Genomic DNA, 23,105 nt, shown 5'->3' on the forward strand with positions numbered 1-23,105 from the left:
GCGGTCCCCATCGCCGCACGTCGTGGGGTACGGCGCATCCTCTAGAGGTCGGACTCCACGGTGAGGTCGGCCCGAAGCCTTGCTCGCGCACGCGCGTATCTGCTGCGGACCGTCGCCGACTTCTTCCCGAGGATCGTCGCGGCTTCCCCCAGGGAGAAACCGTCCCAGTGGACGAGTTGGATGATCTCCCGGTCCCCCGCTGGAAGTGCTTGGAGCGCGTCCCACACGTCGTCGCGCACGGGACGAGCATCGCCGCTGACGAGCGCTTCGCCTCTGAGCCTGTCGCTGAGTTTCATCCGGCGAGATACGGTACGTCGGTGGTTGGCGAGCACGTTGCGGGCTATCCCGAACGCCCACATCAGTGCTTCGACGGGCGCTCGTGGCATTGCGTCGACCTTGCGCCACATCGTGAGCAGCACCTCACCGGTGAGATCGGCAGCGTCGTCAGTGGAGACGACCCTTCGTGCGAAGTACGCGAAGAGCGCTCGCTTGCTCTCCTCGATCAGACGCGGCAGGTCCAGCGTCTCATCGCTGAGCATCGAGGCCAGAGCTTCGACGGACTCGTCGGGACGGCCCGACATCAGTGCCGCACCCAGGTGCACGTCGACGTTCCTGCTGTACCGACCCCGACGCCGTCGAGCATCTCCGCCGGGATCTCCTCGATAACCGCGGTCACGATGCCGGTGGAAACAGTCGCCTGGTCCAGGTCCTCTCGGCTGAGTGTCGGATCCACGTCGGGGTCGCCCACGGAGAGGGGGTGCTCCTCGCCGAGGTCGTATCCCCGCTGGCCGACGCCCGTCCAGTCGTGGGATGCGATCCACTGTTTGGCCTCGGTGACGTTCGTGCCGTCCCAGGAGGTGACGGCGAGCGAGTACGTGCATTCGACGGCGTTGCCCTCGTCGGTGACGTACGTGATCGGGATGACGGCGTCCGGAGTGAAGTTCGGGGCAACGTAGACGGCGGCTGCTGTCGCGAGAATCCCCACGCCCAGGAGGGCGCCGACCACGACGGCGATGCGTACACCGCGGCGACGACGCGGCGGACGCGCATGCTGCTCTGCCGCGTTCCTCACGACTCGTTCCAACGTCGCGTCAAGGAGTCCCTGCGACTCCGCCCACTTGTCGTGCGGAGTGAGCAGCCGGTTGAGCTGTGTGTCGTCCATGGTTCCTCCGATGATCCGTTCACTACCACTCATGTCCGGTCCTGGCCGAAGTGTTGCATCGACGATGCAGAATCTGGGTTCGGAGAGAGGGGAGAACGGGACGGGTGGCCCGCAGACCTACGTCGGCACGGGTGAGTCCGTCGAGCCGTCCCCCCTCGCGTTCCCCGCGGCGACCGCATGCGGCAGCGCGTGGGTCACGAGGCTCACGAGGAATTTCCCGGGCTCCTCGAACATGCACAGGTGTGCGGAGTTCTCGAACCAGACGACGTGCGTCGCGGGCGCCGTCACGGTCTCCAGCCAGCGGGCCACCGGTCCGGTGGGCGTCGTCCAGTCGTGCCGTCCGAGGAACTGGAGGATCGGCACCTCGAACGCGGTCTGGTCGCGGGCGTCGAAGCCGAGCAGGGCCGGCAGCACCTCGGGCATGGTCGCCCGCTGCCCGATGCCGATGAGCTCCAGGTCGGCGTCCGTGTAATACGGGGACAGCTCCTGGGACTCGGTGAAGTACGCGAAGTCGGAGCGATACGCCGAGAGGCCGCCGTAGTACTGCGCCCATCTCCGGCAGGTCACGATGCGCTCGACGGTCAGCGGTTGCTCGCCCGGGTACTCCCCCAGTGCCTGCAACTCCGAGATCGCCTGCTCGTTCCGGTCCGCGACAGCACTCCGCATCGCGTGGCGGAAGCTCTCCACCTCGTTCTCGGGACCGGAGATGACCTGCCCGACGCCGATATACGCCCACAGCAGGTCGGGGCGCCGCTGGGCCAGAGTGAGACCGAGGACCGTCCCCCAGCTGTGCCCGAGGACTCCGACCTTCTGCACGCCGAGCTCCCGCTGGAGCCACGCGATCAGCTCCGCGAGATCGTCGACGTACCGGTCGACACTGAGGTCCAGATCCGCAGCCACCGCGCTCGCGGACTTGCCGCTCGCGCGCTGGTCGTAGTTGACGACCGTGAAGTACTCCTCCACGCCTCGTTGCCAGATCCACGACGAGGGCAGCGACGGCAGGGCCGGGCCGCCATGGCAGACGACGAGCACGGGGTTCCGTGTGCTGCGCCCGCGGATCGAGACGAACTGGGAGACACCGCCGAGGTCGACGTACGCCGTCCTGTCGATCGACTCCGGGTTCGGGATCCGGCAGAGATCCGCGATCACTGCGCGGCCGAGGTCGTCACTCATGTCGATCACCATAGGAGAATCACACCGGCGGAACGTCACCCGAGCGCGCGCTGCCACATATCCCGATGCGCGGTGACGTAGTCGAGCACCGCCTTCCAGTGCGCCCCGTGACCCGTGCGGTACATCGTCCCCCACGGCTCGCGTCCCGCCTCCGCGGACGAGCGCAGCAGATCGAGCATCGCCTGCGTGCGCTGGCGCATCATGTCCGGAAGCTCCGCGCGCAGCTCCTCGTCGGCACCGTATCCGTCGACGAAGGCCGCCAGGTCGTCGGCGGAGCGCTGCGGGTCGCGGGCCGGATCCGGAAGCGCGAACGTCTGCGCGGAGAAGGCGAGGTCCCAGGACCGGGTGCTCGGGGCGGCGCCGTCCCAGTCGATGAAGACCCAGCGGTCGCCGAGCATCAGGTTCCACGGCGCCAGGTCGTTGTGGCAGATGAGCTCCTGCGCCGGCGCTGACAGGGGAGGTTCCCAGACCGCATCGGTGGCGGGGACATGGCGCGCCGACACGTCATGGATCCGCCGGACCATCCCGCCCACGCGGCCCAGCTCGGCGGCGGAGAGCGGTGCGGAGTCCATCGCGAGCGTGCCGGGGACGAACTCGATGATCTGCCGCCCCTGCGTGTCTCTACCGCGCGGCTCGGGCGCATCCACTCCGCGGTCCCGCATCGCCTGCACATAGGCGATCACGTGCGGAGTCGCGGCCGTCCACGCCTTCCGGACGGTGTCCCCGACCCGCACGACGGGTCCGCTCGCGTTGCCGCCCTCGAGGACTTCCTCCCGCATCCTCCGAGGCTATCGGAGGCACCTCCGGGAGAGATCACTCCCGATGATGACGAGGGATACCTCCCCCGACGGACGCCGTTCGCCGCGCCCGTGAGCAGAGTGGAATCATGACACGACGCACCCTCCTCCCCGCTGCCGCCCTGCTCCTCGGTGGCACCCTACTGCTCGGCGGATGCGCCGCCGTGGAGGGTCTCGTGCACAAGCAGTCGACCAGGACGTTCGATGACGTCGACGCCTTCCGCGCGGACGCGCCGGTCGATGCGGACTGGGTTCCGGACGACGCGACCACGCTCACGCTCCGGACGTCGACGATCGAGGACGCCGACGACGCCGTCCTCCTGTTGGCGAGCACGGCCAAACTGCCGGAGGACTGCGTGGAGACGCAGCGGACCTCCGCCCCGACCTGGACTCTGGACGACGCCCCCTCCGCGTACGAGGCGAGCACCGTCTTCGTCTGCGGCGACTGGAGCGTCATCCCGTCCGACGACGGCTGGTTCGGATGGACGCCGAACTCCGACGAGGAGAAGACCGCCGCCCGACGCTGACGCTCAGAAGTCGTCGAGGGCCTCGCGCGCCGCCTGCACGGCCTCGGCAGCGGTGTTCTTCTTCTCCACGGCCGCGGTGCGCCTCTTCTCCGCGGCGGGACGGTCGCGGTCGACGCGGTCGGCCTCCTGACGCAGCTGCTCCAGCTGCGCTTCCAGCTCGGCGATCCCGTCGGCCAGCTCCTCGGCGCGGTCGTGCAGCGCCTGCACCGCCTCGTCCTCCTTCGCGAGGGCGCGCTCCGCCGCCGCGAGGTCCTTCTCCGCGGCAGCCACCTGACGTTCCGCGTCCCGGCGCTTCCGGCGCTCCTGCAGTTCGTCCGGTGGACGCGGGGGTTGGGGCTGCAGTGCGGGGAGCGTTCCGGCCACCGCGTCGCGGATGTCGTCCGCCGTGCCCGAAGGTTCCAACGTCCGCACGAGACGTCCGGACGCCACGGCGGCCGCCGCGTCCGGGTCGAAGAACGCCGCGGAGATCGTCTGCTCGACCGCATCCCGCGTCGCCGCCGTCACTCGTTCTCCGCGGGAGCCCGCGAGGTCCGCGGCGGTCTCGGCGAGCCGCCGGGTCAGCGCGCGCCGCTCCCGGCCGAGCTTCGCCAACGCCGCAGCGTCCAGATCCGCCTGCGCCTCGCGCAGCTCCGCCGCCAGCGCCAGGGCCTCCCCGAGCTGCGCGGCACGCTCCTGCGCGAAGACGTTGACGACCCAAGCAGCCACTGCCGGCTTGCGCAGCGCCTTCACCTCCGCGGCGAGCGCGCGATCGTCGAGGTCTTTCGCCCGCGCATTCCGGGCGGCCGTGAACTCCTCGGGCGGCCCGGCGTAGAGCGCCGCCGCGATGTCATCGAGGGTCGGAGCGGCCATGCGCCCACGATACGCGTCGGCGGGGGACGTTCACGCGACGGGGCTATTCGATCGCGAGGTAGTCCGCCGCATCCGAGGCCATGAGGATCCTGGTACCGAACCCTCCGGCGCCGTTTCCCGGATAGAGATAGAGCTGTCCTGCGGCCGTGCGCGCGACGAGGTCTGCGCGGCCGTCCCCGTTGTAGTCCGCGCCGCCGGTGACCTCGGTGATCTCCTGCCACCCAGTCCCGGCCTGACGCCAGGTACGCAGGCCCGACGCGCCGGTGTAGAGCCTCAGCACGCCATCACCGGCGACCCCGATGAGGTCACCCCGTCCGTCGCCGTCGAAGTCTCCGGCGACGAGGTAGTGGAAACCCTCCCAGCCGTTGCCCACGGTGACGTTCGGAGTGCGGAAGCCGCCCGCCCCGTTGCCGGGGAAGATCACGAGGGTCCCGGTCGGGGACACCCCGATGACGTCCTGCCGTCCATCCCCGGTGAAATCCGCACCGGATGTGACGTGACGCATTCCGTACCACCCGGCTCCCGGGGTGGTCGCTGCGCGGAAGCCGCCGGCACCGTTCCCGGCGTAGAACTCCAGGGCGCCGTCGGAGCGCGCCACGAGGATGTCCGCATGGCCGTCTCCGTTGAAGTCCGAGTGGGTGATGTGCCGTCGGGAGTTCCCCCACCCGCCTCCGAACAGCGTGGTCGGGCCGGCGAGGCCGCTGCGCCCGTTCCCCGCCCGCAGCCGGAGGTCCCCGTTGCCCGCGACGACGAGAAGATCGGCCTTTCCGTTACCGGTGAAGTCAGCGGTGTCGATCCCCGCCGAATCGCTGGCTCCGAGACCGGGGAAGAACAGCGGGATCGTCCCACCTCGCGTGACGTTCGACAGGCAGGTGAAACCCTGGTTGATCTGGGAGTAGACCTTGCCGTTCAGCCACACCTCGAAGTGCAGGTGGTAGGCGGCGGAGTTGCCGGTGTTCCCGACGACACCGATCTGCTGCCCGCGCAGGACCTTCGTGCCCGGTGCGTACCAGCCGGATGCCGCCATGTGGGCGTACCGGGTGACGTAGCCGCCCGGGTGCTGCACATCGACGTAGTTGCCGTAGCCGCCGTTCGACGTGCGGCTCTTGATCACACCGTCGTACGCCGCCAGGATCGGTGTCCCGCCGTTCCGGGAGATGTCGATGCCGTCGTGCGCGCGATAGTTGCCGAGGCAGCCGTCTCCGACCTTCGACTGGATGTTGCCCGAGGCCGGATAGACCATGTAGCCGTCGGAAGCGGCGACCGCGGAGCCGGTCGTGGTGAGGGCCGGCACCAGGGATCCCAGCACGATCGCGAGCACGGCGACGATCCCGATGCGACCAAGACGCAAGCGGGACGTGCGCTTCATCTCGAAGTTCTCTCTTGCTCGGCGGCCCCAGGGGACGTGGTGTCCTCCGCGGTCACCGTACCAAGGGCGGGCGTCCGGCGACGCGAACGCCACCCCCTTCGCTCCCGTTCCGCTGCTCTCGCGCCCCGGACGGGGTGAGACCCCGGAGGGGTGTACCGTCAGCATCATGGGAAGACTCCGGTACGACGGGCACTCGGATCCGATCCTCATCGACGATGAGACGCTCGCGCATCTGAAGATCGTCATCGCCACGAAGCTGCGCCGACAGGAGAGCTTCATGATGACGTGGCGGCCTCTCGAGGGCGGCATCGACCGGCGGGCGAGCGTGTGGATCCACCCCGCCATCCCCCTGCAGTTCGGCTTCGACGACGCGGAGCCGCCGACGGTGGACCCGCACCGCATCCAGCAGATCGTGCAGGCTCTCAACGCCTCCGGCGATCTTCACCTGGACCACCTCACCGACCCGCGCTGACGCGCTCCGACGTCCGGTACGGAAGGGGCGCTGCCCGTGGACAGCGCAGTGATCCCGGCTCTCTTCGTGATCATCCTCGGCCTCATCGTCGGAGCGGCGTTCCTGCGGGGGTGGGTGCGGCGCAGCGCGTCGTCCGCGGGACAGCGTGCGGGCGATCGGTACACCGCCGCCCGCACGGAGGAGATCCTCGCCGATCTCGGCGCCACGCTGGTCGTCCGCGACTCCCCCGCAGCCGCGGCCGAGATCGTGCGCACGGTCATCGCGGACCGCGGCACGACCTTCTCTCTGCTCCCCGACGACGTATTGGGCATCCGCTTCGTGGAACCGGACGACACGGTCGCGCGACTGGTTCCGAGTCCCGAGGGAACGCTGTTGCGCGTCGAGACCTTCCGCGAGTACCTCGGCTTCCCGCAGACCGCGCCGCTGTGGCGGGAGCTGCGGGCCCTGGTGGCCGCGGAGGCCGCTACCCGTCAGATCAAGGTGGCCGACGGACCCGTCTCCGTGTTCGAGCGGGGCCCGGTGCTCGACGACCGCAACGCGCGCTGGTTCCGCCAGGCCCGATCAGCGTTCACCGGCCCCCGCAGATGGGGGTCACGATTCTCAGGCGACGCAATTAGGCTAGACGCGCGCCGCGCCCCGCAGGGACTCGGATGACGACCCGATCGTGGCGCATGCCGGAGGCCTCCTCCTCCGTGCTTGCGATCCCGTCCACGGAAACGAAGTCCGCTTCGTGTCGCGGACACGCCAGAAAGGCTTGAACCCATGAGCGAATCCTCGGGCACTCCCCGCGACGACGAGCGGTCGCCGGACTTCTTCGATCAGCTGATCGAGACGAATCCCCGCGACACGTCGTCCTCAACCTCGGCCGCATTCACCATCGGATTCCGCGGCTACGACAAGGGCGAGGTCGACGCCGCGCTCGCATCGATGCGGGCCCAGCTCCAGCAGGCGGCCGATGAGGTGGCCGAGGCGAAGGCCCGCGAGGCCGAGTCGGTCGAAGCGGTCAAGGCCGAGGAGCGAGAGGCACGGGAGGCCCTCGAGGCCGAGCTCGCCGCGGCGAACGCCAAGGCCTCGGACGCGGAGCAGCAGGTGGCGACGCTCACCTCCGAGCTCGTCGACATGCCGCAGGCCGACGGTGAGGAAGCGCCGTCTCGCCAGCAGTTCGAGGCGATCCTGCGGGTGGCCGAGGAGCAGGCGAACGTCCTCATCCAGAACGCCGCCGTGCAGGCCGACCGCCTGATGACCTCTGCCCGCGAAGAAGTCGCCGCGCAGCGCGCCGAGGCCGAGGCGGATGCCGAGCGCATCATCTCCCAGGCTCAGCGCGACGCCGACCAGGTGCGACTGAAGATGGAGACCGAGTACACGGCCCATGAGGCGCGCATCGAGCGCGAGGCCGCACACGCCGCGGAGAAGGTCAGCCAGGCGTCGCAGGAGGCCACGGCGATCCGCACCGAGGCCGAGAAGGGGGCCGCCGCGCTGCGTTCCCTCGTCACGCGCGAGACCACCCAGCTGCGGGCCGACGCCGAGCGCGAGGTACGCGAGATGAACGCCCGCGTGCTGGAGTTCGAGGAGACCCTCACCCGCCGGCAGGACGACGCGCAGCAGGAGTTCCTGGTCCTCCACAACCAGGCCGTCGCCCACGCCGAGCGCATCACGACCGACGCCAACGAGCAGGTGACGGCCTCGCTGGAGCACGCCCAGCGCATCTCCGCGAAGGCCGACGGCTACGAGAAGCTCATGCGCTCGCAGGCGCAGGCGATCGAGGCCGACGCACAGGTCCGTGCGCGGGACATCCTCGAGCGTGCCCGCGTGAAGTCGCAGAAGATCGTCGATGCGGTGACCGGCCACACCTCCACCGTCCTCCGCGACGCCGAGGACCGAGCCCGTCAGCTGCGGTGGCAGCAGCAGCAGCTCACCAGCTTCATGGCCGAGGTGCGCGAGCTCATCCGGCCCGACGGCATCTTCAGCGACGACAGCCTCCCCACGGAGATCGCGGTGACCGAGGCCACGATCGACGAGGACGACGAGAACGAGGACGACGTCGAGGCGTCCGTCGAGAGCTTCCGCGGAGACGAGGTCCTCGACGACGAGCTCGACGACGACCGTCCGCTGGAGAAGATCACGATCGACGTCGTCGAGACGGACGACTCGAAGCGCTGATCCGCGCGGATACGACGAAGGGGCGAGCAGCTGTCTGCTCGCCCCTTCGTCGTCTCCGTGTGCGTCAGGCGCGACGGAGCTGTGCCGCCGCGGGGCAGTCGAACGGGTCGCGCGCCGCCAGGCCCACCCGGTTCAGGTAGGCGATGACGATCGCGTACGAGCGCCCGAGACTCGTCTCCGTGTACGGGATGCCGTTGGCGGCGCAGTAGTCGCGCACGATGCCGCGAGCCTTCGACAGGTGCAGCCGCGACATGTTCGGGAAGAGGTGGTGCTCCACCTGGTGATTGAGGCCGCCCATGAGCCCGGTGACCCACCATCCGCCGCGGATGTTGCGCGACGTGCGCACCTGCTTCGAGAAGAAGTCGAGCTTGGCGTCCGGCGCGATGACCGGCATGCCCTTGTGGTTGGGGGCGAAGGATGCGCCCATGTAGACGCCGAAGACCGCGAGCTGCACACCCAGGAACGCGAAGGCCATGCCGACGGGCAGCAGGAGGAACAGCGGCACGAGGAGGACGGCGAACCGCAGCACGATGAGTCCGAGCTCGATCCAGCGACCCTTCACGTTCTTGCGCGTCATCAGGTGCTTCAGACCCAGGAAGTGCAGGTTGAGCCCCTCCAGCGTCAGAAGGGGGAAGAAGAGCCAGCCCTGCTTCCGCGTGATGAGCCGGACGATGCCACGCGACTGTGCCGCATCCTCCTCCAGGAAGGAGATGGTGTCGACCTGGATGTCAGGGTCCTTGCCGACCTGGTTCGGGTTGCCGTGGTGGCGGGTGTGCTTGGAATCCCACCAGTGGTAGCTCATGCCGATGATGCCGGCGAGCACGCGGGCCAGGCGGAAGTTCGCCGGTCCTGTGGAGAGGATCTGGCGGTGCGCGGCCTCATGGGCGAGGAACGCGACCTGCGTGAAGACGATGCCCAGGGCGGCGGCGATGAGCAGCTGGAACCAGCTGTCACCGAGGAGCAGGAATCCGGCGACGCAACCGGCGAAGGCGACGACCAGCGCGGCGCCGACGAGCGAGTAGAACACGGGCGTCCGCTGCAGGAGCCCGGTCTCCTTCACGACCTGCTGCACGTCCCGGTAGGCCCGGGCGAGCGGCGGGAAGTCCGCGTTGCCGGCATAGGTCTGACGGACGGGCCCCAGAGTGGCGGTGACGGACGGGGAGGGTGAAAGGGAGATGATGCTCTCCTGCCGATCGGGAGCCCTTGAGCTGAGGTAGCCAAGGGCGGATGCCGATCGCTGTGGCCACACTAACCGCGCCCGCATACGCGAGCCGGCATACGAGTCAGGCTCGCGCCCGCCGCATGCGCCGACGGCGGGGGCGCGGGCGAGTCGGCGACGCCGCGGCGCGCTTCGGCTCGTTCGCCTCGGCGAGCGCACGGAAGGCGTCGTCGAGGGAGGGGAAGGATCCGAGATCGGTGCCACGCTCGTCGCGCAGTCGGTGCGCGGATCCGTCGAACTCGACGAATCCGGCGAATTCGCCGTTCCGGGTGGCGACGTGCACGTCGACGTCGGCCTGCTTCCAGGTGAGAGGGGTGGACGGAGGGATGGTGGTGGTGCTCATGCTCATGCTCATTGCTGTGGGGCGGGCGCGCTGTCGCGCTCCGCACGTGAAGAGACCGAGGGCGGATTCCGCGCGCGTCGATGTGCGTGGTCCGTGGATGGCCCTGATCAGTGGCGACGAGGCGGCCGAGAGGGGGCGAAACGCACACGTTGCACGATCAGTCTAGCAGATCCACGGAACCACGCTCCGACGACCTCAACTTCCCGGCGGGCGTCCGCTCCCGCTCCCGCCCGGTGCGGAACCGGCGCTCGGGGCGGTCGTGGTGTCGACGCCGATCACGAGCGTCGCCGTGTAGCCGCCGGCGACGCTCCCCGTCGTCGTCGCGAGTTGCGATGCCCCGCCGTCGTCGCTGAAGACGTTGTCGGAGGTCAGCGTGATCCGTGCCAGGTTGTCCGCCGATCCGGCGTATGCCGTCTCCGCGTAGACCGCTCCGCAGGCGTCTTCGGGCAGCGCGAGCTGGGATGTCGCGATCGCGTTCGATGCTTCGGTGATCGATGCCGCGTCCGGGTAGACCTCGAAGTGGATGTGGGGCCACCGCCCCGAATAGCACCCGGGGAACACGGACGTGAAGGAGACCCTGCCGTCGCCGTCAGCGACCTGCACCCCTCGGAGATAGGAGACGTCCTCGAGCCCCGACGAGTAGAGCGAGTACTCCCCCTGGGCGTTGCAGTGCCAGGCGTACACGGCGACGCCCGCGAACGGCACCCCTCCGTTCGCGAGGTCGAGGATCTGCAACTCGAACGAGAGCGGGACCCCGTCCGCGGTGGCACCGCCGTCGATGGACGAGCGGATGTCCTGGCGGATGATCCCCGCCTCGTCGAGGACGTCGGGACCGTTCGAGCCGTCGCCCGGGTAGGGGCCGGCGGTCTCATCCGGGATCTCCGTGATCGCGGAGTCCGATGCGGTGGCGCCGGCGCTGGGCGTGGGCGTGGCGGTCGTCGACGACGAGCCGGTGGCTGTCGGAGCGCAGGCGGCGAGGACGACGGCGCCGAGGCCGAGGCCGCCGCCGATCAGGAGCCCGCGGCGGCTCATCAGCGTCCGGAGATCGAAGGCGACGCCCTGGTCGACCACCTCTTCGTCCGCGCGATCCAGCGGTCGTCCTTCGTACATGGGCCCCTGCGGCGTCGACGTCGGTTCGGGGATTCGGCTCATGATGTGCTCCTCTCGAGCGTGGGCGGCGTTGCCCCCGATGCTCGACGAGTGAACAATCAGGGAGCTATGCGCGACCGATGAGGAGCCTAGAAGCGGGAGCAGAGCGGAGGATGCGGGGACATCGCTCCGCTCTGCAGCGCTGGCGCTCGAAGAACTCGGCGGACAACGCAGGGCCGGGGCGATGGGGGAATCGCTCGCGCGGCCACGAAGACGGCCGGCATGCAGGGGACATGCGCGGCCGTGGCGCATCCAGTGCAACACGCAGCTTGGCACCTGTCAAGTTTTTCCTGGACGTCTGTCCAGATCCGCGAGAATGCCATAGCATTGCCCGCACCGATCCCGAAGGGGACGAGACCGGGGGCACAGCATGACGACGGCGACCAAGCGGGCGGAACGCGCAGGGGTGGACAAGTTCGCGATCCGCCGGCGAGCGCTGGCCGAAGCGGCGCTGGAGGCGATCGCCGAGCGCGGGTTCGCCAGGACGGGACTCCGCGAGATCGCCCAGCATTCGGAGCTCTCGCACGGAGCCCTGCACTACTACTTCACCGACAAGAACGACCTCATCGCGGAGGCCGTGCGGATCTCCAAGGGCGGGCTCGGTGACCGCTACCTCGCCGTCATGGAGGAGGCGGAGACCGCGGAGGACCTGGCGGCCGGCGCCGCGGAGGAACTCGCCAGGAGCGTGCACGACGACGCCCGCCTGCACCGGCTCTGGTACGACCTCCGCAATCAATCGCTGTTCGAGTCCGGCTTCGGCGACACGATCGCGGAGGTCGAGGCGGACCTGCAGGAGGCCATCTGGCGCGTGGTCGAGCGCTACTCCGAGCTGCGCGGTCGGCCCTGCCGCTTCACGCCGCTCTTCGCGTATGCGCTGACGGACGGCATGATGCAGCACGCCCTCATCCGTCACCTCCGCGGTGACACCGAGGCGATCGCGCGCCTGCGCGTCGAATGCCTGGACCTGTTCGCCGCCAGCGTCTGACCGCGGCGCTCAGGCGTCCGTCGCCGCGGCGCCGCGGGGAATCGGCGGCCGCATCACCAGCACCGCCACGATCCCCACCATGACCGCTGCCGTCAGCGCCACCGGCACGGGCACGAACGGGTCGAGCAGGACGAGCAGCGCCCCCCACGGGGATGACCGTGTTGACGACGCGGTCGGCATTGTCGCGGATGGCGACCCACCAGATCCCGATGAGGAACACCGCGATCGGGATGGACACCGTGAAGGTGGCCGCCACGGGAGCGAGATGGCTCTCCCCCGTCATCACGTCCAGCTCCACCTCGATGCCGGCGGAGAAGGCCGCGGCCGCCGCGAAGACGAAGTAGTGCGTGTAGCCGTAGCGCAGCGAACGGCCGAGAGTGGTGATGGCCCGGTGGTGGGGCGGCCAGAAGTAGATCCACCACAACGCCGCCGTCACGACGAAGGCGAGGGCCGAGATGGCCAGGAGCGGACCCAGGGCCTCCACCTCGTCCAGCGCGTCGATGATCGCGTTGGCGGAGGCGAGGAGGCTCTCGCCGAGCACGATGAGAGTGAACAGACCGTAGCGCTCCGTGATGTGGTGCGGATGCCAGGGTGTCTGGTGCCGGCGCTCGGCGAACACCGGGACCGCGATCTCGATGAGCGCGAAGACGACGAAGGCCGCGAGTTGCATGGGGCCGGACGGGATCAGCAGGAACAGAAGCCACAGCACCTGCACGACGGCGATGCCGAGGGCGTACCGCAGAGCGACGCGCCGGAGCGGGCCCTCGTTCCGCGAGGCGCGCAGCCACTGCGCCACCACCGCGATCCGCATGACGACGTAGCCCACCACGGGGAGCGTGAAGTCGCCCTCCTCGAAGGCCCCGGGGATCCCGGCGGCGAGGATGAGGACGCCCGCCATCTGGACGAACGTGGCGATCCGGTACGGCCAGTCGTCCGTGTCGAACGAGGTCGCGAACCAGGTGAAGTTCATCCACGCCCACCAGATCGCGAAGAAGAGCATCGCGTAGGAGGTGATCCCGTGGAGGAAGTCGCCGTGGCTCAGCGCGTGATGCAGCTGCGCCGAGGCGATGCTCACCGCCACCACGAAGACGAGGTCGAAGAAGAGCTCCAGCGGACTCGCGGCCCGATGCGGCTGTCCGGGGTCGCGCGGCCGCATGGGCTGCAGACGGAAGCGAGGACTCGATGTCGGGTGCGCGGTCACCGCGACAGACTAGCTCCGGGTGCACCCTCGCATGCGGTATTCCGGAACGGGTTTTCACTCACCCTCGGGAAGCGCTTCCGTCAGGCGGCCGAATCCGCTACAGTGATGACCGTCTGCAGTGCCTGCTGCACGCCTCGTCGGTTTGGGACGACGAGGACACCTTCTCGATGTGGGATCGCGAAGCTTCAGCAGGACCCGAGGGGTCGGGACGCAGACGTGTCCGTGAACGTGGGGTTCATGGTCTGGGGAAAACTGGGGAAACGATGGCGCACTGGGGTTATCTGCGTACATTCACGGCTCAAGGGGCCTCGGCATGACTTCCGTCGAGGATGCTCTGAGCATCGCTCGTACGGGTTTCACGCCGATCACGGCTCCGCGGGCGACCGCGTCGGTGACGCATGCGGCGAGCACGCCGCGTGTCTCGGCGACGCTCGAACGACGCCTGCAGTGGGAGCGTCGCTATCGGATGCGGCTGCGGATCACGGATGCGGCTGTCATCCTGATCGCCGTCGCACTGACGGCGGCGGTCCAGCTGCTCACCGGCGTCACGGTGATCGAGGCCGTGCGCAACGCCGCATTGCTGGGTCTCGCCTGGTACCTGATGCTGTCGGCGCTCAACAGCCGAGCCGCCGCCATCTTCGGGTCTGGGGCCACGGAGTACCGTCGCGTCGCGCACGCGGCGGGTCTCGCCTTCGGCATCACCGCCATTGCGGGCGTGCTCCTGGAGTGGGAAGGGCTGCAGCCGCTGTTCTTCATCGCGCTCCCGGTCGGCATGCTCGGTCTCCTCTTCGCCCGCTGGGCCTGGCGTCGCTGGCTGCAGCGGCAGCGCCTGTCCGGACGGTTCGCGTCGAGGACACTGGTGGTCGGCGCCACCGAGGACGTCGAGTATGTGATCGACTCCCTGCAGAAGGGCGGGGAGAACGGCTACCACGTCGTGGGGACGACGTTGCTGGATCGCAATGCCGGCGCGCTCAGGATCGGGGAGAGCATCTACCCGGTCGTGGGCGATCTGGACACCGTCGCCCCCGCGGCGGCACAGCTCGGGGCGGACACCATCATCGTGGCGAGCCGCCCCGAGGGGTCCCCCGACTTCGTCAAGCAGCTCAGCTGGCAGCTCGAAGGCACGGCCGCCGAGCTCGTCCTCTCGAGCCGCCTGACGGACGTCGCGGGTCCTCGCATCTCGCTCCGCCAGGTCGACGGCCTGCCGCTGATCCAGGTGAAGATCCCGACCTACGAGGGCGGCGTCCACCTGCTGAAGCGCGCCCTCGACGTACTGGTGGCCGCCATCGCGCTGATTCCGATCGCGCTGCTCACACCTGTGCTCAGCGCTCTCATCAAGCTCGACTCTCCGGGGCCCGTGTTCTTCTTCCAGGAGCGTGTCGGCCGGGACGGCCGTACGTTCAAGATGGTCAAGTTCCGTTCCATGCGCACCGACGCCGAGAAGCAGCTCGCGGCGCTGAAGGACCACAACGAGGGCGCCGGCCTCCTCTTCAAGATGAAGGACGACCCCCGCGTGACCCGCGTCGGGAAGGTGCTGCGCAAGCTGTCGCTGGATGAGCTCCCGCAGTTCTGGAACGTGCTGGTCGGCGACATGAGCGTCGTCGGTCCGCGGCCGCCGCTGCCCAGCGAGGTCACCGCTTACGACGGCACCGTGTTCCGCCGCCTGTACATCAAGCCCGGGATCACGGGTCTGTGGCAGGTCTCCGGACGCAGCGACCTGACGTGGGACGAGAGCGTGCGGCTCGACCTGCGCTACGTGGAGAACTGGTCCGTCATGAACGATCTGCAGATCATGTGGCGCACCGCGAAGGTCATGGCGCAGCCGAGCGGGGCATACTGAGCGGATGAGCACTACGACACCCCTCACGATCGCGATGGTGGGGACCCGCGGCGTGCCTGCGGCCTACGGCGGATTCGAGACGGCCATCGAAGAGGTGGGGCGACGGCTCGCCGACCGTGGCCACGACGTCGTCGTGTACACCCGCGGCTCCGAGCACCGCGAGAAGGAGTACCTCGGCATGCGCGTGGTGCACCTCCCCGCGGTCCCGGTGAAGCAGATCGAGACCCTCAGCCACACCGGGCTGTCGGCCCTGCATCTGCTCTTCCACCGCCGCCCCGACGCGACCTTCGTCTTCAACGCCGCGAACTCGCCGTTCCTCCCGCTGCTCCGGCTGCGCCGGGCGCCCGTCGCCCTGCACATGGACGGTCTGGAGTGGCGCCGGTCGAAGTGGGGTCCCCGCGGCAAGGCGTACTATCGCTGGGCCGAGCAGTTCGGCGTCCGCACCGCGGACGCGCTCATCGCCGACGCCCCCGGCATCTCCGACTACTACCGCCACCAGTTCGACGTGCCCACGGAGCTCATCCGATACGGCGCGCCGATCCTCGATCAGCCGCCGACGCACCGCCTGGCCGAGATGGACCTCACTCCGAACGGCTACCACCTCGTCGTCGCTCGGTTCGAGCCGGAGAACCACGTGCTCGAGATCGTCCGCGGATACCGCGCCAGCGCCGCGCGACTGCCGCTCGTGGTCGTCGGCTCCGCGCCGTACGCCGCCGGATACATCCAGGAGATCCGGAACGCCGCCGAGGGCGACGAGCGGATCCGCCTCGTGGGCGGCGTCTACGACCAGGAGCTCCTCGACGGGCTCTACGCCCACGCCGCCACCTACCTGCACGGCCACTCCGTCGGTGGCACCAACCCGTCGCTCCTGCGCGCCATGGGTGCGGGCACCGCGGTGATCGGCTACGAGGTGCCCTTCAACCGGGAGGTCCTCGGCGGCAACGGCTGGTTCTTCGCCGACGCGGATGACGTCGCGACCCACGTCGCGGCCGCCGAAGCCGACCCCACGACCCGCGACGCGCATGCAGCCGCGGTGCAGGAGATCGCCCGCACGCGCTTCCGCTGGGACGACGTCGCGGACGAGTACGAAGACCTCGCCCGCCGTCTGTCCGAAGGCTCCAGCGTCCACGCGTCCGCCCGGCGTGCGCGCCGACGGAGCGCCGACTGGGCCCCCGCCCCCGCGGACGCGACACGATGACCACCGGCGTGAAGCGCAAGACCGTCCTTCTCGTGCATCCCGGTGCCGAGATGTTCGGGTCGGACCGCATGCTCCTCGAGAGCGCGATCGGTCTCGTGGAGGCCGGAGCCCGTGTGGTGGTCGCCCTTCCGAGCTCGGGTCTGCTCGTCCCGCCGCTGCGCGCCGCCGGAGCAGAGGTCGTCATCCTGCCGATGCTCGTCCTGCGCAAGGTGCTGCTCACCCCGCGCGGTCTGCCCCGCCTGTTCCGCGACATGTTCCGGGGCCTCGGCGCCGCATGGCGTCTGATCGGACGCGTGCGCCCCGACGCCGTCTACGTGTCGACCATCATCATTCCGCAATGGCCCCTCGTGGCCCGACTCCGCGGCACTCGCGCGGTCAGTCACGTGCACGAGGCGGAGGCCTCCGGGAGCACGCTGGTGAACCGCCTGCTCTACATGCCGCACCTCGCCTCCGTCCGCACCCTCGTGAACAGCCGCTTCAGCCTCGACACCATCCGGCGCGCGCTGCCCGCTCTCGCCGACCGCACCCGGATCGTCGCCAACGGCGTCGCGTCGCCCCCGCACCCCGCGCCGCCGCGGCCCCGGATCGACGGCGCCCTCCGCGTGCTGTACGTCGGGCGGCTCTCGCCTCGGAAGGGTCCCGACCTCGTCATCGACGCCGCGGCGGCAGTGCAGGCGGAGGGGCGGCCCGTCGAGGTCACGCTCCTCGGGGCGGTCTTCGAGGGATACGAATGGTACGAGCGCGAACTGCGCGCCCGTGCCGCAGAGACCGGGGTCTCCGTCACCTTCGCGGGTTTCCACGCCGACATCTGGCCGTTCCTCGCGGAAGCCGACGTGCTGCTCGTGCCCTCCCGGGTGGACGAGCCGTTCGGGAACACTGCAGTCGAGGGCGTGCTGGGGCTCCGCCCCGTCATCGCGAGCGACAGCAGCGGTCTGCGCGAGGCCGCGGGCGGCTATGCCACCGCGCAGCTGGTCGCACCCGACGATGCTCCGGCGATCGCCGCCGCACTCGACGACGTGTGCGCACGGTGGGACGACCTCGTGGGCAGTGTGGCCGAGAGCCGCGACGAAGCCCTGCGTCGGCACGCACCTGCGGTCTACCGCGCCGGCGTCACCGCCGGCGTCCTCGACTGACGACCCGCCGGTATCCGCACGGCGCCGGGCGCGCGCGACCTGGGCTCACGCCGAGACGGCAGCCTCGGCCGTGAGCCGCGCCCGATGACGCACGATGTAGATCGAGAACGGGATCAGCTGACAGACCAGAAGCGCGAAGGCGACACCGAGGAGCGGACCGGCGATACCGAGGATCGGTGTGAGGACGAACGCCAGGGTGACCCCGACCGCGGCCATGCTGAGGGTGGGGATCACCTGGAATCGGATCCCGGGCTTGTCCATGATGAACATCCCGAGCGGGTAGACAGCCGCCGTGAGCATGATCATGAGGCCGAACGCGAAGATCGTGGTCGGCCGGACCTCCAGCTCTCCCTGCGTGATGAACCCGAACAGCCACGGCCCGACGAGCCACACCACCACCGTCGCGAGGGCGACGGCCACGGCGAACAGTCCGGAGAGCAGGAATGGTCCGCGGCGGAGATCGCCCTGGTGTCGCATGCGAGCGAAATGCGGCCAGAGCGCGAGCCCACCGGCCATCACCAGACCGTTGAGCGCGAAGAAGACCTGCCCGGCCACACCGTACTCGGCGACGTCGGTCGGACCGCCGAGCTGGGCGATCACGTACCGCTGCGACCCCACCGCGATCGGATACGTCACCATCTGAGCCAGCATCGGCCATCCCACGTCCATCACCCGTACGCCAGGGAACCGTCGCGGGCGCAGAACCATGCGCGCAGCCTCGGGGATCAACGGAGACGTGGTCCGAGCGGTGATGAGGACGCCGAGGGTCGAGACGATCAGCGAGGCCGCGAAGGACGCGATCGCCGCGTAGGAATGCAGATTCTCGCCACCGAACGTCAGCAGCAGCCACACCCCGGCCAGCGTGAGCGGCGAGATGAGGCCCTGCAGCAGGATCACGATGTGGTTCTTGCGCTGCCCGAGCATGATCCGCGCCCAGATGCCCAGCGGGATACCGAGACAGAAGATCGTCACGCAGAAGAAGGCGGCCAGCGACGCCCCCGGCTCTCCTCCGGCATCGCCGAACACGATCTCCCAGGCACCGGTGGCCAGGAGCACGGTGTTGATCGCCATGGCGGAGGCCGCGAACATCAGCAGCACCCGGCCGACCGACGTGAGCTGATAGCGGAGCTTCTCGTCCGTCCTCACGTCGTCGCTCGTGGCCACGGCGTTCACGAGCACGGCGCCGCTACCGAGATCGGTGAAGGTCAGCAGCGACGGGATCGTCGTGAGCAGCGTGTAGAGGGCGAAGCTGCCGACGCCCGCGTCTCCGATGATCATCCGCGTCGTGAGAACGCCGCAGACCAGCGCGATGACCATCGTCAGCGCGCGGGCGCCGACAGCGAGAAGAGAACCCATACCTAGATCGTCACCGCGGCAGGGCTCCCAGCGTCGCGCTGTTGCCGGGGAGTCGCGATACCGAGGCGATATCCGCCGGCACGGGGACCGCCACTGCGGCCTGACGCTGCGCCTGCGCGGGCGCCAGCACGTACGTGGCGGACACCACGGAGGCTCCCTGCACGAACTGCGAGCGGCGGTCCTGACCCGTCGCCGCGGTGAACGCCGCGAGGGTGTCTGCCACCGCCGGATCCCGCGAGACGGATCCCTTCGACCAGGCCGAGAACCATCGGGGCGTGCCGGGGGCGGTGCGGTGGTAGAGGTTGCCGTTCACGCTCGACATCATCTGCGCACCGGTGAAGGTGGTCGAGTAGTCCTGTACGCAGACCAGGCAGTTGCCCGCGCTCTCCGCCATGACGTTGTTGGACATCACGGTGTTGCGCACGATCCACGGCGCCAGCGGTGCGAAGCGCGTGCGCGGATCGTGGCCCGCCGCGTTCGGGTCGGAGGCTCGGCGACCGTCCTGACCGATGCTGACGTTCCGGTTGGCGTTGCCGACGAAGGTGTTGTTCCAGATCTTCACGTTGCCGGAGTTCAGGACGAACAGCCCGAAGTCGCCGTTGCGGGCGATGATGTTGTCGGCGACGACCGCCCGCTCCGAGAGCTCGACCATGACACCGTGACCGGTGTTGCCGATCACGTCGTTACCCGTGAAGACGATGTCGATGACCGATTCGTCGAACCACGGACCACGACCGGCGTTCCCCGTGAACGCGCTGTCGGTGACGGTCACTCCGCGCGTCCGGGTGACCTTGAACGCGCCGGACACCGGGGAGTGGTTGAAGCGCTCGGCGTTGTTCCCGACGGAGAGCATCTGCTTCACCTTCAAGCCGTCGGCCTGGGAGGCGCCGCCACCGAGGAGACCGTTGCCGATCAACGAGACGCGCGTCAACGTCGTCCTCGGCGCCCAGGAGTAGAATCCGGTCGTCGAGTTGTCGCGGATCGTCACGTCGGCGAGCGTGATGTCGCTCGCTGCGGCGATGACGGTCCCCATCTGGGGCACGCTGGTGGCGTACCGGCGGATGCCGATGCCGCGCACCTCGGATCCGGCGGACCGGATCGAGAGCGCCTGGGTGAGCACGCTCGCCTCCACGGGCTTGCCCGTCGGGTCGGTGCCGATCACGAGCCGCTTCGCCCGATCGTCGACGAAGAAGGTCCCGGCGACGACCTGCGCGGCGGAGGCGACCTCCCGCAGCTGCACGCCCGCGACCCACACCTGGTCCGGATGCGCGGCCATCGGGTGCGCGGGATCGACGAAGCGCCACTCCGGCTGGGTGTTGTCGGGCGCTCCCTTCGTGTATGTGGGGCTCGAGTCGAGCGCGGTCCCCCAGCCGTCGACCGTCCAGGTCTTGCCTGCGGGCTTCCAGCCGGTGACGGTCTTCGCGCCGTCCATCCAGACCGCCTCGTTCGGAGCGGGCTGGATCGTGACGCGCTTCTGCGGCGGCACGACGATCTCCTCGTGGTAGGTGCCACCGCGGAGCACGATGGTGCCGCCGTTCGGTACCAGCCGCAGCGCGGCCGCGATCGTGCGCACCGGCGAGTTCTTCGTACCGGCAGCGCCGTCCGATCCGCCCGGCGCCGCGTAGATCGCGGTGGCGGGTGCCGGGTACGACAGCGACCCCGGGGCGGCGGCGCCCGGCTTCCCGCGGACACCGGCCGGGGTGGCAGGTGGAGCGGGTGTCACCGGGGTGGTCGGCGTCACCGGGGGAACCGGAACCGGGTTCGGCGCAGGAGCCGGGTTCGGCGCGGGGGCGGGCGTCGGCGTCGGCGTCGGAGTGGGAGTCGCCACCGGCGCGGGCGCGGCTGCGAGCACGTCGTCGATCGCGAGCGGGACGGCGGCCTTCGCTCCGGAGGACGTGTACAGCGCGAAGCCGTAACCACCCGCGGCCGTGATCCGCGTGGCCGAGGAATCGGCGTGCGTCACCTGCCACGCGGACGGCTCGTCCCCATCTGCCGCCCAGGCCTTGGCCGCGAGCGTCACCGGACTGGTCCCGGTCACGTCGAGGGCGACGCGCAGCGACATGCCCGTCGTCACCGGGAAGGGGAGTCGTCGCTCGCTCAGGTTCTGCACAGTGGTGAGGTCGGTCATCCGGACCACGGACACGTAGGCGGAGCCGTCGGGGTGCACGCGGAGACGCACACCGTAGGAGTCCTTGCCGACGATGCGGACGGCCTGGGCCAGGTAGAGCGGACCGCCGACGGGGAGGGCAGGGACCGTCACCGTGTAGCGGCTCGACACATCCGCCGCGGTCACCCCGGCCACGGTCGCCCGCGCCGTGATCCCGGGCTTCCGGCTGGCGAGCATCGCCTGCCCGTTCCCGACGCTCGACGCACCCTCGACGACACGCCAGGCCCCGACGGGAGAGGCGCCCCAGCCGGAGGCGACGGTGCGGTTCATCGGGTCGGAGAGGAGGGGACCCGCAGACGCTGCCGCCGGTCGGGCCGAAGGCGAGGCGGCGGCGACCGCCGCGGAGGCCGGTGCGGCGATCAGCACTCCGGAGAGCGCGACGGTGACGCCCAGGGCACCCGCGAGCAGGCGATGGCGACGCCGTGGCGCCGCTGGCGATGAGAGACGAACAGGGAACGGAAAGGACACGATGTCACCGTTTCTGGGGTGGAATACACGATCACCCACGCTTCGCCGCAGTTTCAACCCCGGCGACAAAGTGCGAGCCCCCCTCGCAACCCATGAAGAATAACCGCCCGTCTGGACGATGGCAAACGATTCGAGCCCTTCCGCCGATATGCTGCACGCCTCCCCCGGGAGGACGGCGGGTCGCTCACTCGCTGTAGTACTCGCTGCGATGCCGGTCCGGACGCGCACGGTTGAGGACCGTGCCGAGGATGCGGGCGCCGCCCGATTCCAGCGATTTGATGCTCTTCGCCAGTGCCGCCCGCCGCGTCTTGGTGGCGTCGACGACGAGGATGACACCGTCCGTCTGGGTGGCCAGGAGGTTGGCGTCCGCGACGCTCAGCGTCGGGGGCGAGTCGATCACGACGTAGTCGTAGTCCGCCGCGGCGAAGTCGAGAAGCTGTGCCATGCGCGCCGACGTGAGCAGCTCGGCGGGGTTCGGCGGGATCGTCCCGGCGGGGAGGATGTCCAGCGTGGTGTCCGCGACGCGGTGCTTGGCCACCTCGAACTCCACCTCGTCGAGCAGGACGCTCGTGAGTCCGACCGAACCGTCGATGCCGGCGTGCTCGTGGGCACGCGGGCGGCGCATGTCGGCGTCGATGAGCAGGACGGAATTACGGAGCGCGGCGAGGGTCATCGCGAGATTCACCGATACGGTCGACTTGCCCTCGGCGGGCATACCGGAGGTCACCAGCAGCACCTTCACCCGGGACGACACGTTCGCGTACGCGAGCGCCGACCGGATGCGGCGGAACTCCTCCGAGGTGTGGCCGAGCGGCTCCTGGGCGACGGCGATTCCCCGCGCCTCCAGCAGCGGCGACTTGGAGACGACGCCGAGCACGGGATCCCCGCCGGCCTGCGTCAGCGCCTCCTCGTTGCGGACACGGGTGTCCAGCACACCGATGAGCACGGCGGCCGCAAGGCCGAGCACGCCTCCGAGGAAACCGCCGAGGGCCGCGTCCCTGGGCTTGCTCGGAGTGAACTGGAACTCGGGGACGACGGCGTCGTCGATGACCTCGGCGGTGATGGTGGACTCGCCCTGCGGATCCTTCGGAGCGACGTCCTTGACGACCGTGATGAGCTGCTCGGCGACGGCGTTCGCGAGCTCGGCCGCAGCTTCCGGGTCGTCCGTGATGCCGGTGATCCGCAGGGTGACGGTGCTCTGCGGGATGGTCACCTCGATGTCCCTCGCGAGCGCGCGGGGCGTCGTGTCGAGCTCGAGCTCCTCGATAACCGGATCGAGCACGCGCGAGCTCGTCGCCAGCTGGGCGAACGACAGCATCTGGCTCTGGGTGTACACCGAGCCCTGGTTGAGGTCCGAGGCGCTCGTGCCCTGGTTCAGCGCGAAGTACAGCGAGGTCGTCGCCTGGAACAACGGCGTCTGCAGCGACGCGTATCCGTACGACCCCGCGGCGCCCACGACGCCGCACAGCACGATCAACCACCAGAACTTGCGCAGCGAGCCCGCGATGACACGCAGGCTGACCCGGCTCTCGGCCAT

The 23,105-nt window shown here is 69.6% G+C and carries 21 protein-coding genes; 8 read left to right on the plus strand and 13 right to left on the minus strand.

Translation table 11 applies throughout. The annotated features are described in order from the left end of the window. Positions 1-41 precede the first annotated feature (41 nt). From ACIGJI_RS07500 to ACIGJI_RS07515, 4 genes are all read right to left on the minus strand, one after another. Positions 42-581: an RNA polymerase sigma factor gene (locus ACIGJI_RS07500; protein ID WP_363444746.1), complete on the minus strand. Its 540-nt coding sequence runs from the start codon at positions 579-581 to the stop codon at positions 42-44. Then, positions 581-1,162, minus strand: a complete 582-nt coding sequence (locus tag ACIGJI_RS07505) for a hypothetical protein (protein WP_363444748.1) — start codon at positions 1,160-1,162, stop codon at positions 581-583. Before ACIGJI_RS07505 ends, ACIGJI_RS07500 begins: the two co-directional genes overlap by 1 nt. Before the next feature lie 117 nt (positions 1,163-1,279). Beyond that, complete coding sequence (locus ACIGJI_RS07510; protein WP_363444750.1) at positions 1,280-2,335, minus strand: alpha/beta hydrolase; 1,056 nt, start codon at positions 2,333-2,335, stop codon at positions 1,280-1,282. Between the two features lie 35 nt (positions 2,336-2,370). Further along, on the minus strand, positions 2,371-3,114 hold the full coding sequence (locus ACIGJI_RS07515; protein ID WP_363444752.1) for a phosphotransferase: 744 nt from the start codon (positions 3,112-3,114) through the stop codon (positions 2,371-2,373). A 107-nt stretch (positions 3,115-3,221) separates the two neighbouring features. Here ACIGJI_RS07515 and ACIGJI_RS07520 point away from each other — a divergent pair, with 107 nt between their 5' ends. Further along, entirely contained in the window at positions 3,222-3,659 is a 438-nt protein-coding gene (locus ACIGJI_RS07520; RefSeq protein ID WP_363444754.1) for a hypothetical protein, read from the plus strand. Positions 3,660-3,662: 3 nt separating this feature from the next. Here the strand turns inward: ACIGJI_RS07520 and ACIGJI_RS07525 are convergent, their stop codons facing one another. Beyond that, positions 3,663-4,508: a transposase gene (locus ACIGJI_RS07525; protein ID WP_363444756.1), complete on the minus strand. Its 846-nt coding sequence runs from the start codon at positions 4,506-4,508 to the stop codon at positions 3,663-3,665. Between the two features lie 43 nt (positions 4,509-4,551). Beyond that, positions 4,552-5,877 (minus strand): VCBS repeat domain-containing M23 family metallopeptidase, encoded by a 1,326-nt coding sequence (locus ACIGJI_RS07530; RefSeq protein WP_363444758.1) that lies wholly within the window; start codon positions 5,875-5,877, stop codon positions 4,552-4,554. A 166-nt stretch (positions 5,878-6,043) separates the two neighbouring features. Here ACIGJI_RS07530 and ACIGJI_RS07535 point away from each other — a divergent pair, with 166 nt between their 5' ends. The 3 genes from ACIGJI_RS07535 to ACIGJI_RS07545 all read left to right on the plus strand — a co-directional run bounded on the left by ACIGJI_RS07535 (position 6,044) and on the right by ACIGJI_RS07545 (position 8,509). Next, positions 6,044-6,349, plus strand: coding sequence for a hypothetical protein (locus tag ACIGJI_RS07535; protein ID WP_280564750.1), 306 nt, complete (start codon positions 6,044-6,046; stop codon positions 6,347-6,349). Between the two features lie 36 nt (positions 6,350-6,385). After that, positions 6,386-7,003: a hypothetical protein gene (locus ACIGJI_RS07540; protein ID WP_363444760.1), complete on the plus strand. Its 618-nt coding sequence runs from the start codon at positions 6,386-6,388 to the stop codon at positions 7,001-7,003. A gap of 108 nt (positions 7,004-7,111) precedes the next feature. Then, positions 7,112-8,509 carry a cell division initiation protein gene (locus ACIGJI_RS07545; RefSeq protein WP_363444762.1) on the plus strand — a complete coding sequence of 466 codons (1,398 nt, stop codon included), beginning with the start codon at positions 7,112-7,114 and terminating at the stop codon, positions 8,507-8,509. A 64-nt stretch (positions 8,510-8,573) separates the two neighbouring features. On the opposite strand, the gene ACIGJI_RS07550 is transcribed toward ACIGJI_RS07545, so the two are convergent. From ACIGJI_RS07550 to ACIGJI_RS07560, 3 genes are all read right to left on the minus strand, one after another. Beyond that, complete coding sequence (locus tag ACIGJI_RS07550; protein WP_396667024.1) at positions 8,574-9,686, minus strand: fatty acid desaturase family protein; 1,113 nt, start codon at positions 9,684-9,686, stop codon at positions 8,574-8,576. Between the two features lie 106 nt (positions 9,687-9,792). Beyond that, complete coding sequence (locus tag ACIGJI_RS07555) at positions 9,793-10,071, minus strand: hypothetical protein (RefSeq protein WP_187663200.1); 279 nt, start codon at positions 10,069-10,071, stop codon at positions 9,793-9,795. A 195-nt stretch (positions 10,072-10,266) separates the two neighbouring features. Continuing rightward, on the minus strand, positions 10,267-11,223 hold the full coding sequence (locus ACIGJI_RS07560; protein ID WP_280564743.1) for an intradiol ring-cleavage dioxygenase: 957 nt from the start codon (positions 11,221-11,223) through the stop codon (positions 10,267-10,269). 367 nt (positions 11,224-11,590) lie between these two features. On the opposite strand from ACIGJI_RS07560, the gene ACIGJI_RS07565 reads away from it, so the two are divergent. Next, the gene (locus ACIGJI_RS07565) at positions 11,591-12,205 is read left to right on the plus strand and encodes a TetR/AcrR family transcriptional regulator (RefSeq protein ID WP_187663198.1); all 615 of its coding nucleotides are present in this window, start codon (positions 11,591-11,593) and stop codon (positions 12,203-12,205) included. On the opposite strand, the gene ACIGJI_RS07570 is transcribed toward ACIGJI_RS07565, so the two are convergent. Continuing rightward, positions 12,123-13,406, minus strand: a complete 1,284-nt coding sequence (locus tag ACIGJI_RS07570) for a low temperature requirement protein A (RefSeq protein WP_396667022.1) — start codon at positions 13,404-13,406, stop codon at positions 12,123-12,125. The two genes, ACIGJI_RS07565 and ACIGJI_RS07570, sit on opposite strands and share 83 nt — an antisense overlap. A gap of 313 nt (positions 13,407-13,719) precedes the next feature. Between ACIGJI_RS07570 and ACIGJI_RS07575 the strand changes: the two genes are divergently transcribed. Genes ACIGJI_RS07575 through ACIGJI_RS07585 form a run of 3 tightly spaced genes read left to right on the plus strand, consistent with a single transcriptional unit; the run spans position 13,720 to position 17,577 of the window. Further along, positions 13,720-15,246 carry a sugar transferase gene (locus ACIGJI_RS07575; RefSeq protein WP_363444764.1) on the plus strand — a complete coding sequence of 509 codons (1,527 nt, stop codon included), beginning with the start codon at positions 13,720-13,722 and terminating at the stop codon, positions 15,244-15,246. A 4-nt stretch (positions 15,247-15,250) separates the two neighbouring features. Further along, on the plus strand, positions 15,251-16,444 hold the full coding sequence (locus ACIGJI_RS07580; protein ID WP_280564739.1) for a DUF1972 domain-containing protein: 1,194 nt from the start codon (positions 15,251-15,253) through the stop codon (positions 16,442-16,444). Then, positions 16,441-17,577: a glycosyltransferase gene (locus ACIGJI_RS07585; RefSeq protein ID WP_363444765.1), complete on the plus strand. Its 1,137-nt coding sequence runs from the start codon at positions 16,441-16,443 to the stop codon at positions 17,575-17,577. The genes ACIGJI_RS07580 and ACIGJI_RS07585 overlap by 4 nt, the downstream gene beginning before the upstream one ends. Positions 17,578-17,622: 45 nt before the next feature. Here the strand turns inward: ACIGJI_RS07585 and ACIGJI_RS07590 are convergent, their stop codons facing one another. The 3 genes from ACIGJI_RS07590 to ACIGJI_RS07600 all read right to left on the minus strand — a co-directional run bounded on the left by ACIGJI_RS07590 (position 17,623) and on the right by ACIGJI_RS07600 (position 23,105). Beyond that, entirely contained in the window at positions 17,623-18,933 is a 1,311-nt protein-coding gene (locus ACIGJI_RS07590; RefSeq protein WP_363444767.1) for a hypothetical protein, read from the minus strand. Between the two features lie 10 nt (positions 18,934-18,943). Further along, positions 18,944-21,568 carry a right-handed parallel beta-helix repeat-containing protein gene (locus ACIGJI_RS07595; protein WP_232089171.1) on the minus strand — a complete coding sequence of 875 codons (2,625 nt, stop codon included), beginning with the start codon at positions 21,566-21,568 and terminating at the stop codon, positions 18,944-18,946. A gap of 184 nt (positions 21,569-21,752) precedes the next feature. Then, complete coding sequence (locus ACIGJI_RS07600) at positions 21,753-23,105, minus strand: polysaccharide biosynthesis tyrosine autokinase (RefSeq protein WP_187663193.1); 1,353 nt, start codon at positions 23,103-23,105, stop codon at positions 21,753-21,755.

It is taken from the genome of Microbacterium sp. NPDC064978, assembly GCF_044543605.1.
GTDB classification, from domain to species: domain Bacteria; phylum Actinomycetota; class Actinomycetes; order Actinomycetales; family Microbacteriaceae; genus Microbacterium; species Microbacterium meiriae.

Coding starts and splice junctions, on each gene's coding strand:
- ACIGJI_RS07500 (WP_363444746.1), bottom strand. CDS start 581: ATGTCGGGCCGTCCCGACGAGTCCGTCGAAGCTCTGGCCTCGATGCTC.
- ACIGJI_RS07505 (WP_363444748.1), bottom strand. CDS start 1,162: ATGGACGACACACAGCTCAACCGGCTGCTCACTCCGCACGACAAGTGG.
- ACIGJI_RS07510 (WP_363444750.1), bottom strand. CDS start 2,335: ATGAGTGACGACCTCGGCCGCGCAGTGATCGCGGATCTCTGCCGGATC.
- ACIGJI_RS07515 (WP_363444752.1), bottom strand. CDS start 3,114: ATGCGGGAGGAAGTCCTCGAGGGCGGCAACGCGAGCGGACCCGTCGTG.
- ACIGJI_RS07520 (WP_363444754.1), top strand. CDS start 3,222: ATGACACGACGCACCCTCCTCCCCGCTGCCGCCCTGCTCCTCGGTGGC.
- ACIGJI_RS07525 (WP_363444756.1), bottom strand. CDS start 4,508: ATGGCCGCTCCGACCCTCGATGACATCGCGGCGGCGCTCTACGCCGGG.
- ACIGJI_RS07530 (WP_363444758.1), bottom strand. CDS start 5,877: ATGAAGCGCACGTCCCGCTTGCGTCTTGGTCGCATCGGGATCGTCGCC.
- ACIGJI_RS07535 (WP_280564750.1), top strand. CDS start 6,044: ATGGGAAGACTCCGGTACGACGGGCACTCGGATCCGATCCTCATCGAC.
- ACIGJI_RS07545 (WP_363444762.1), top strand. CDS start 7,112: ATGAGCGAATCCTCGGGCACTCCCCGCGACGACGAGCGGTCGCCGGAC.
- ACIGJI_RS07555 (WP_187663200.1), bottom strand. CDS start 10,071: ATGAGCACCACCACCATCCCTCCGTCCACCCCTCTCACCTGGAAGCAG.
- ACIGJI_RS07560 (WP_280564743.1), bottom strand. CDS start 11,223: ATGAGCCGAATCCCCGAACCGACGTCGACGCCGCAGGGGCCCATGTAC.
- ACIGJI_RS07565 (WP_187663198.1), top strand. CDS start 11,591: ATGACGACGGCGACCAAGCGGGCGGAACGCGCAGGGGTGGACAAGTTC.
- ACIGJI_RS07575 (WP_363444764.1), top strand. CDS start 13,720: ATGACTTCCGTCGAGGATGCTCTGAGCATCGCTCGTACGGGTTTCACG.
- ACIGJI_RS07580 (WP_280564739.1), top strand. CDS start 15,251: ATGAGCACTACGACACCCCTCACGATCGCGATGGTGGGGACCCGCGGC.
- ACIGJI_RS07585 (WP_363444765.1), top strand. CDS start 16,441: ATGACCACCGGCGTGAAGCGCAAGACCGTCCTTCTCGTGCATCCCGGT.
- ACIGJI_RS07590 (WP_363444767.1), bottom strand. CDS start 18,933: ATGGGTTCTCTTCTCGCTGTCGGCGCCCGCGCGCTGACGATGGTCATC.
- ACIGJI_RS07600 (WP_187663193.1), bottom strand. CDS start 23,105: ATGGCCGAGAGCCGGGTCAGCCTGCGTGTCATCGCGGGCTCGCTGCGC.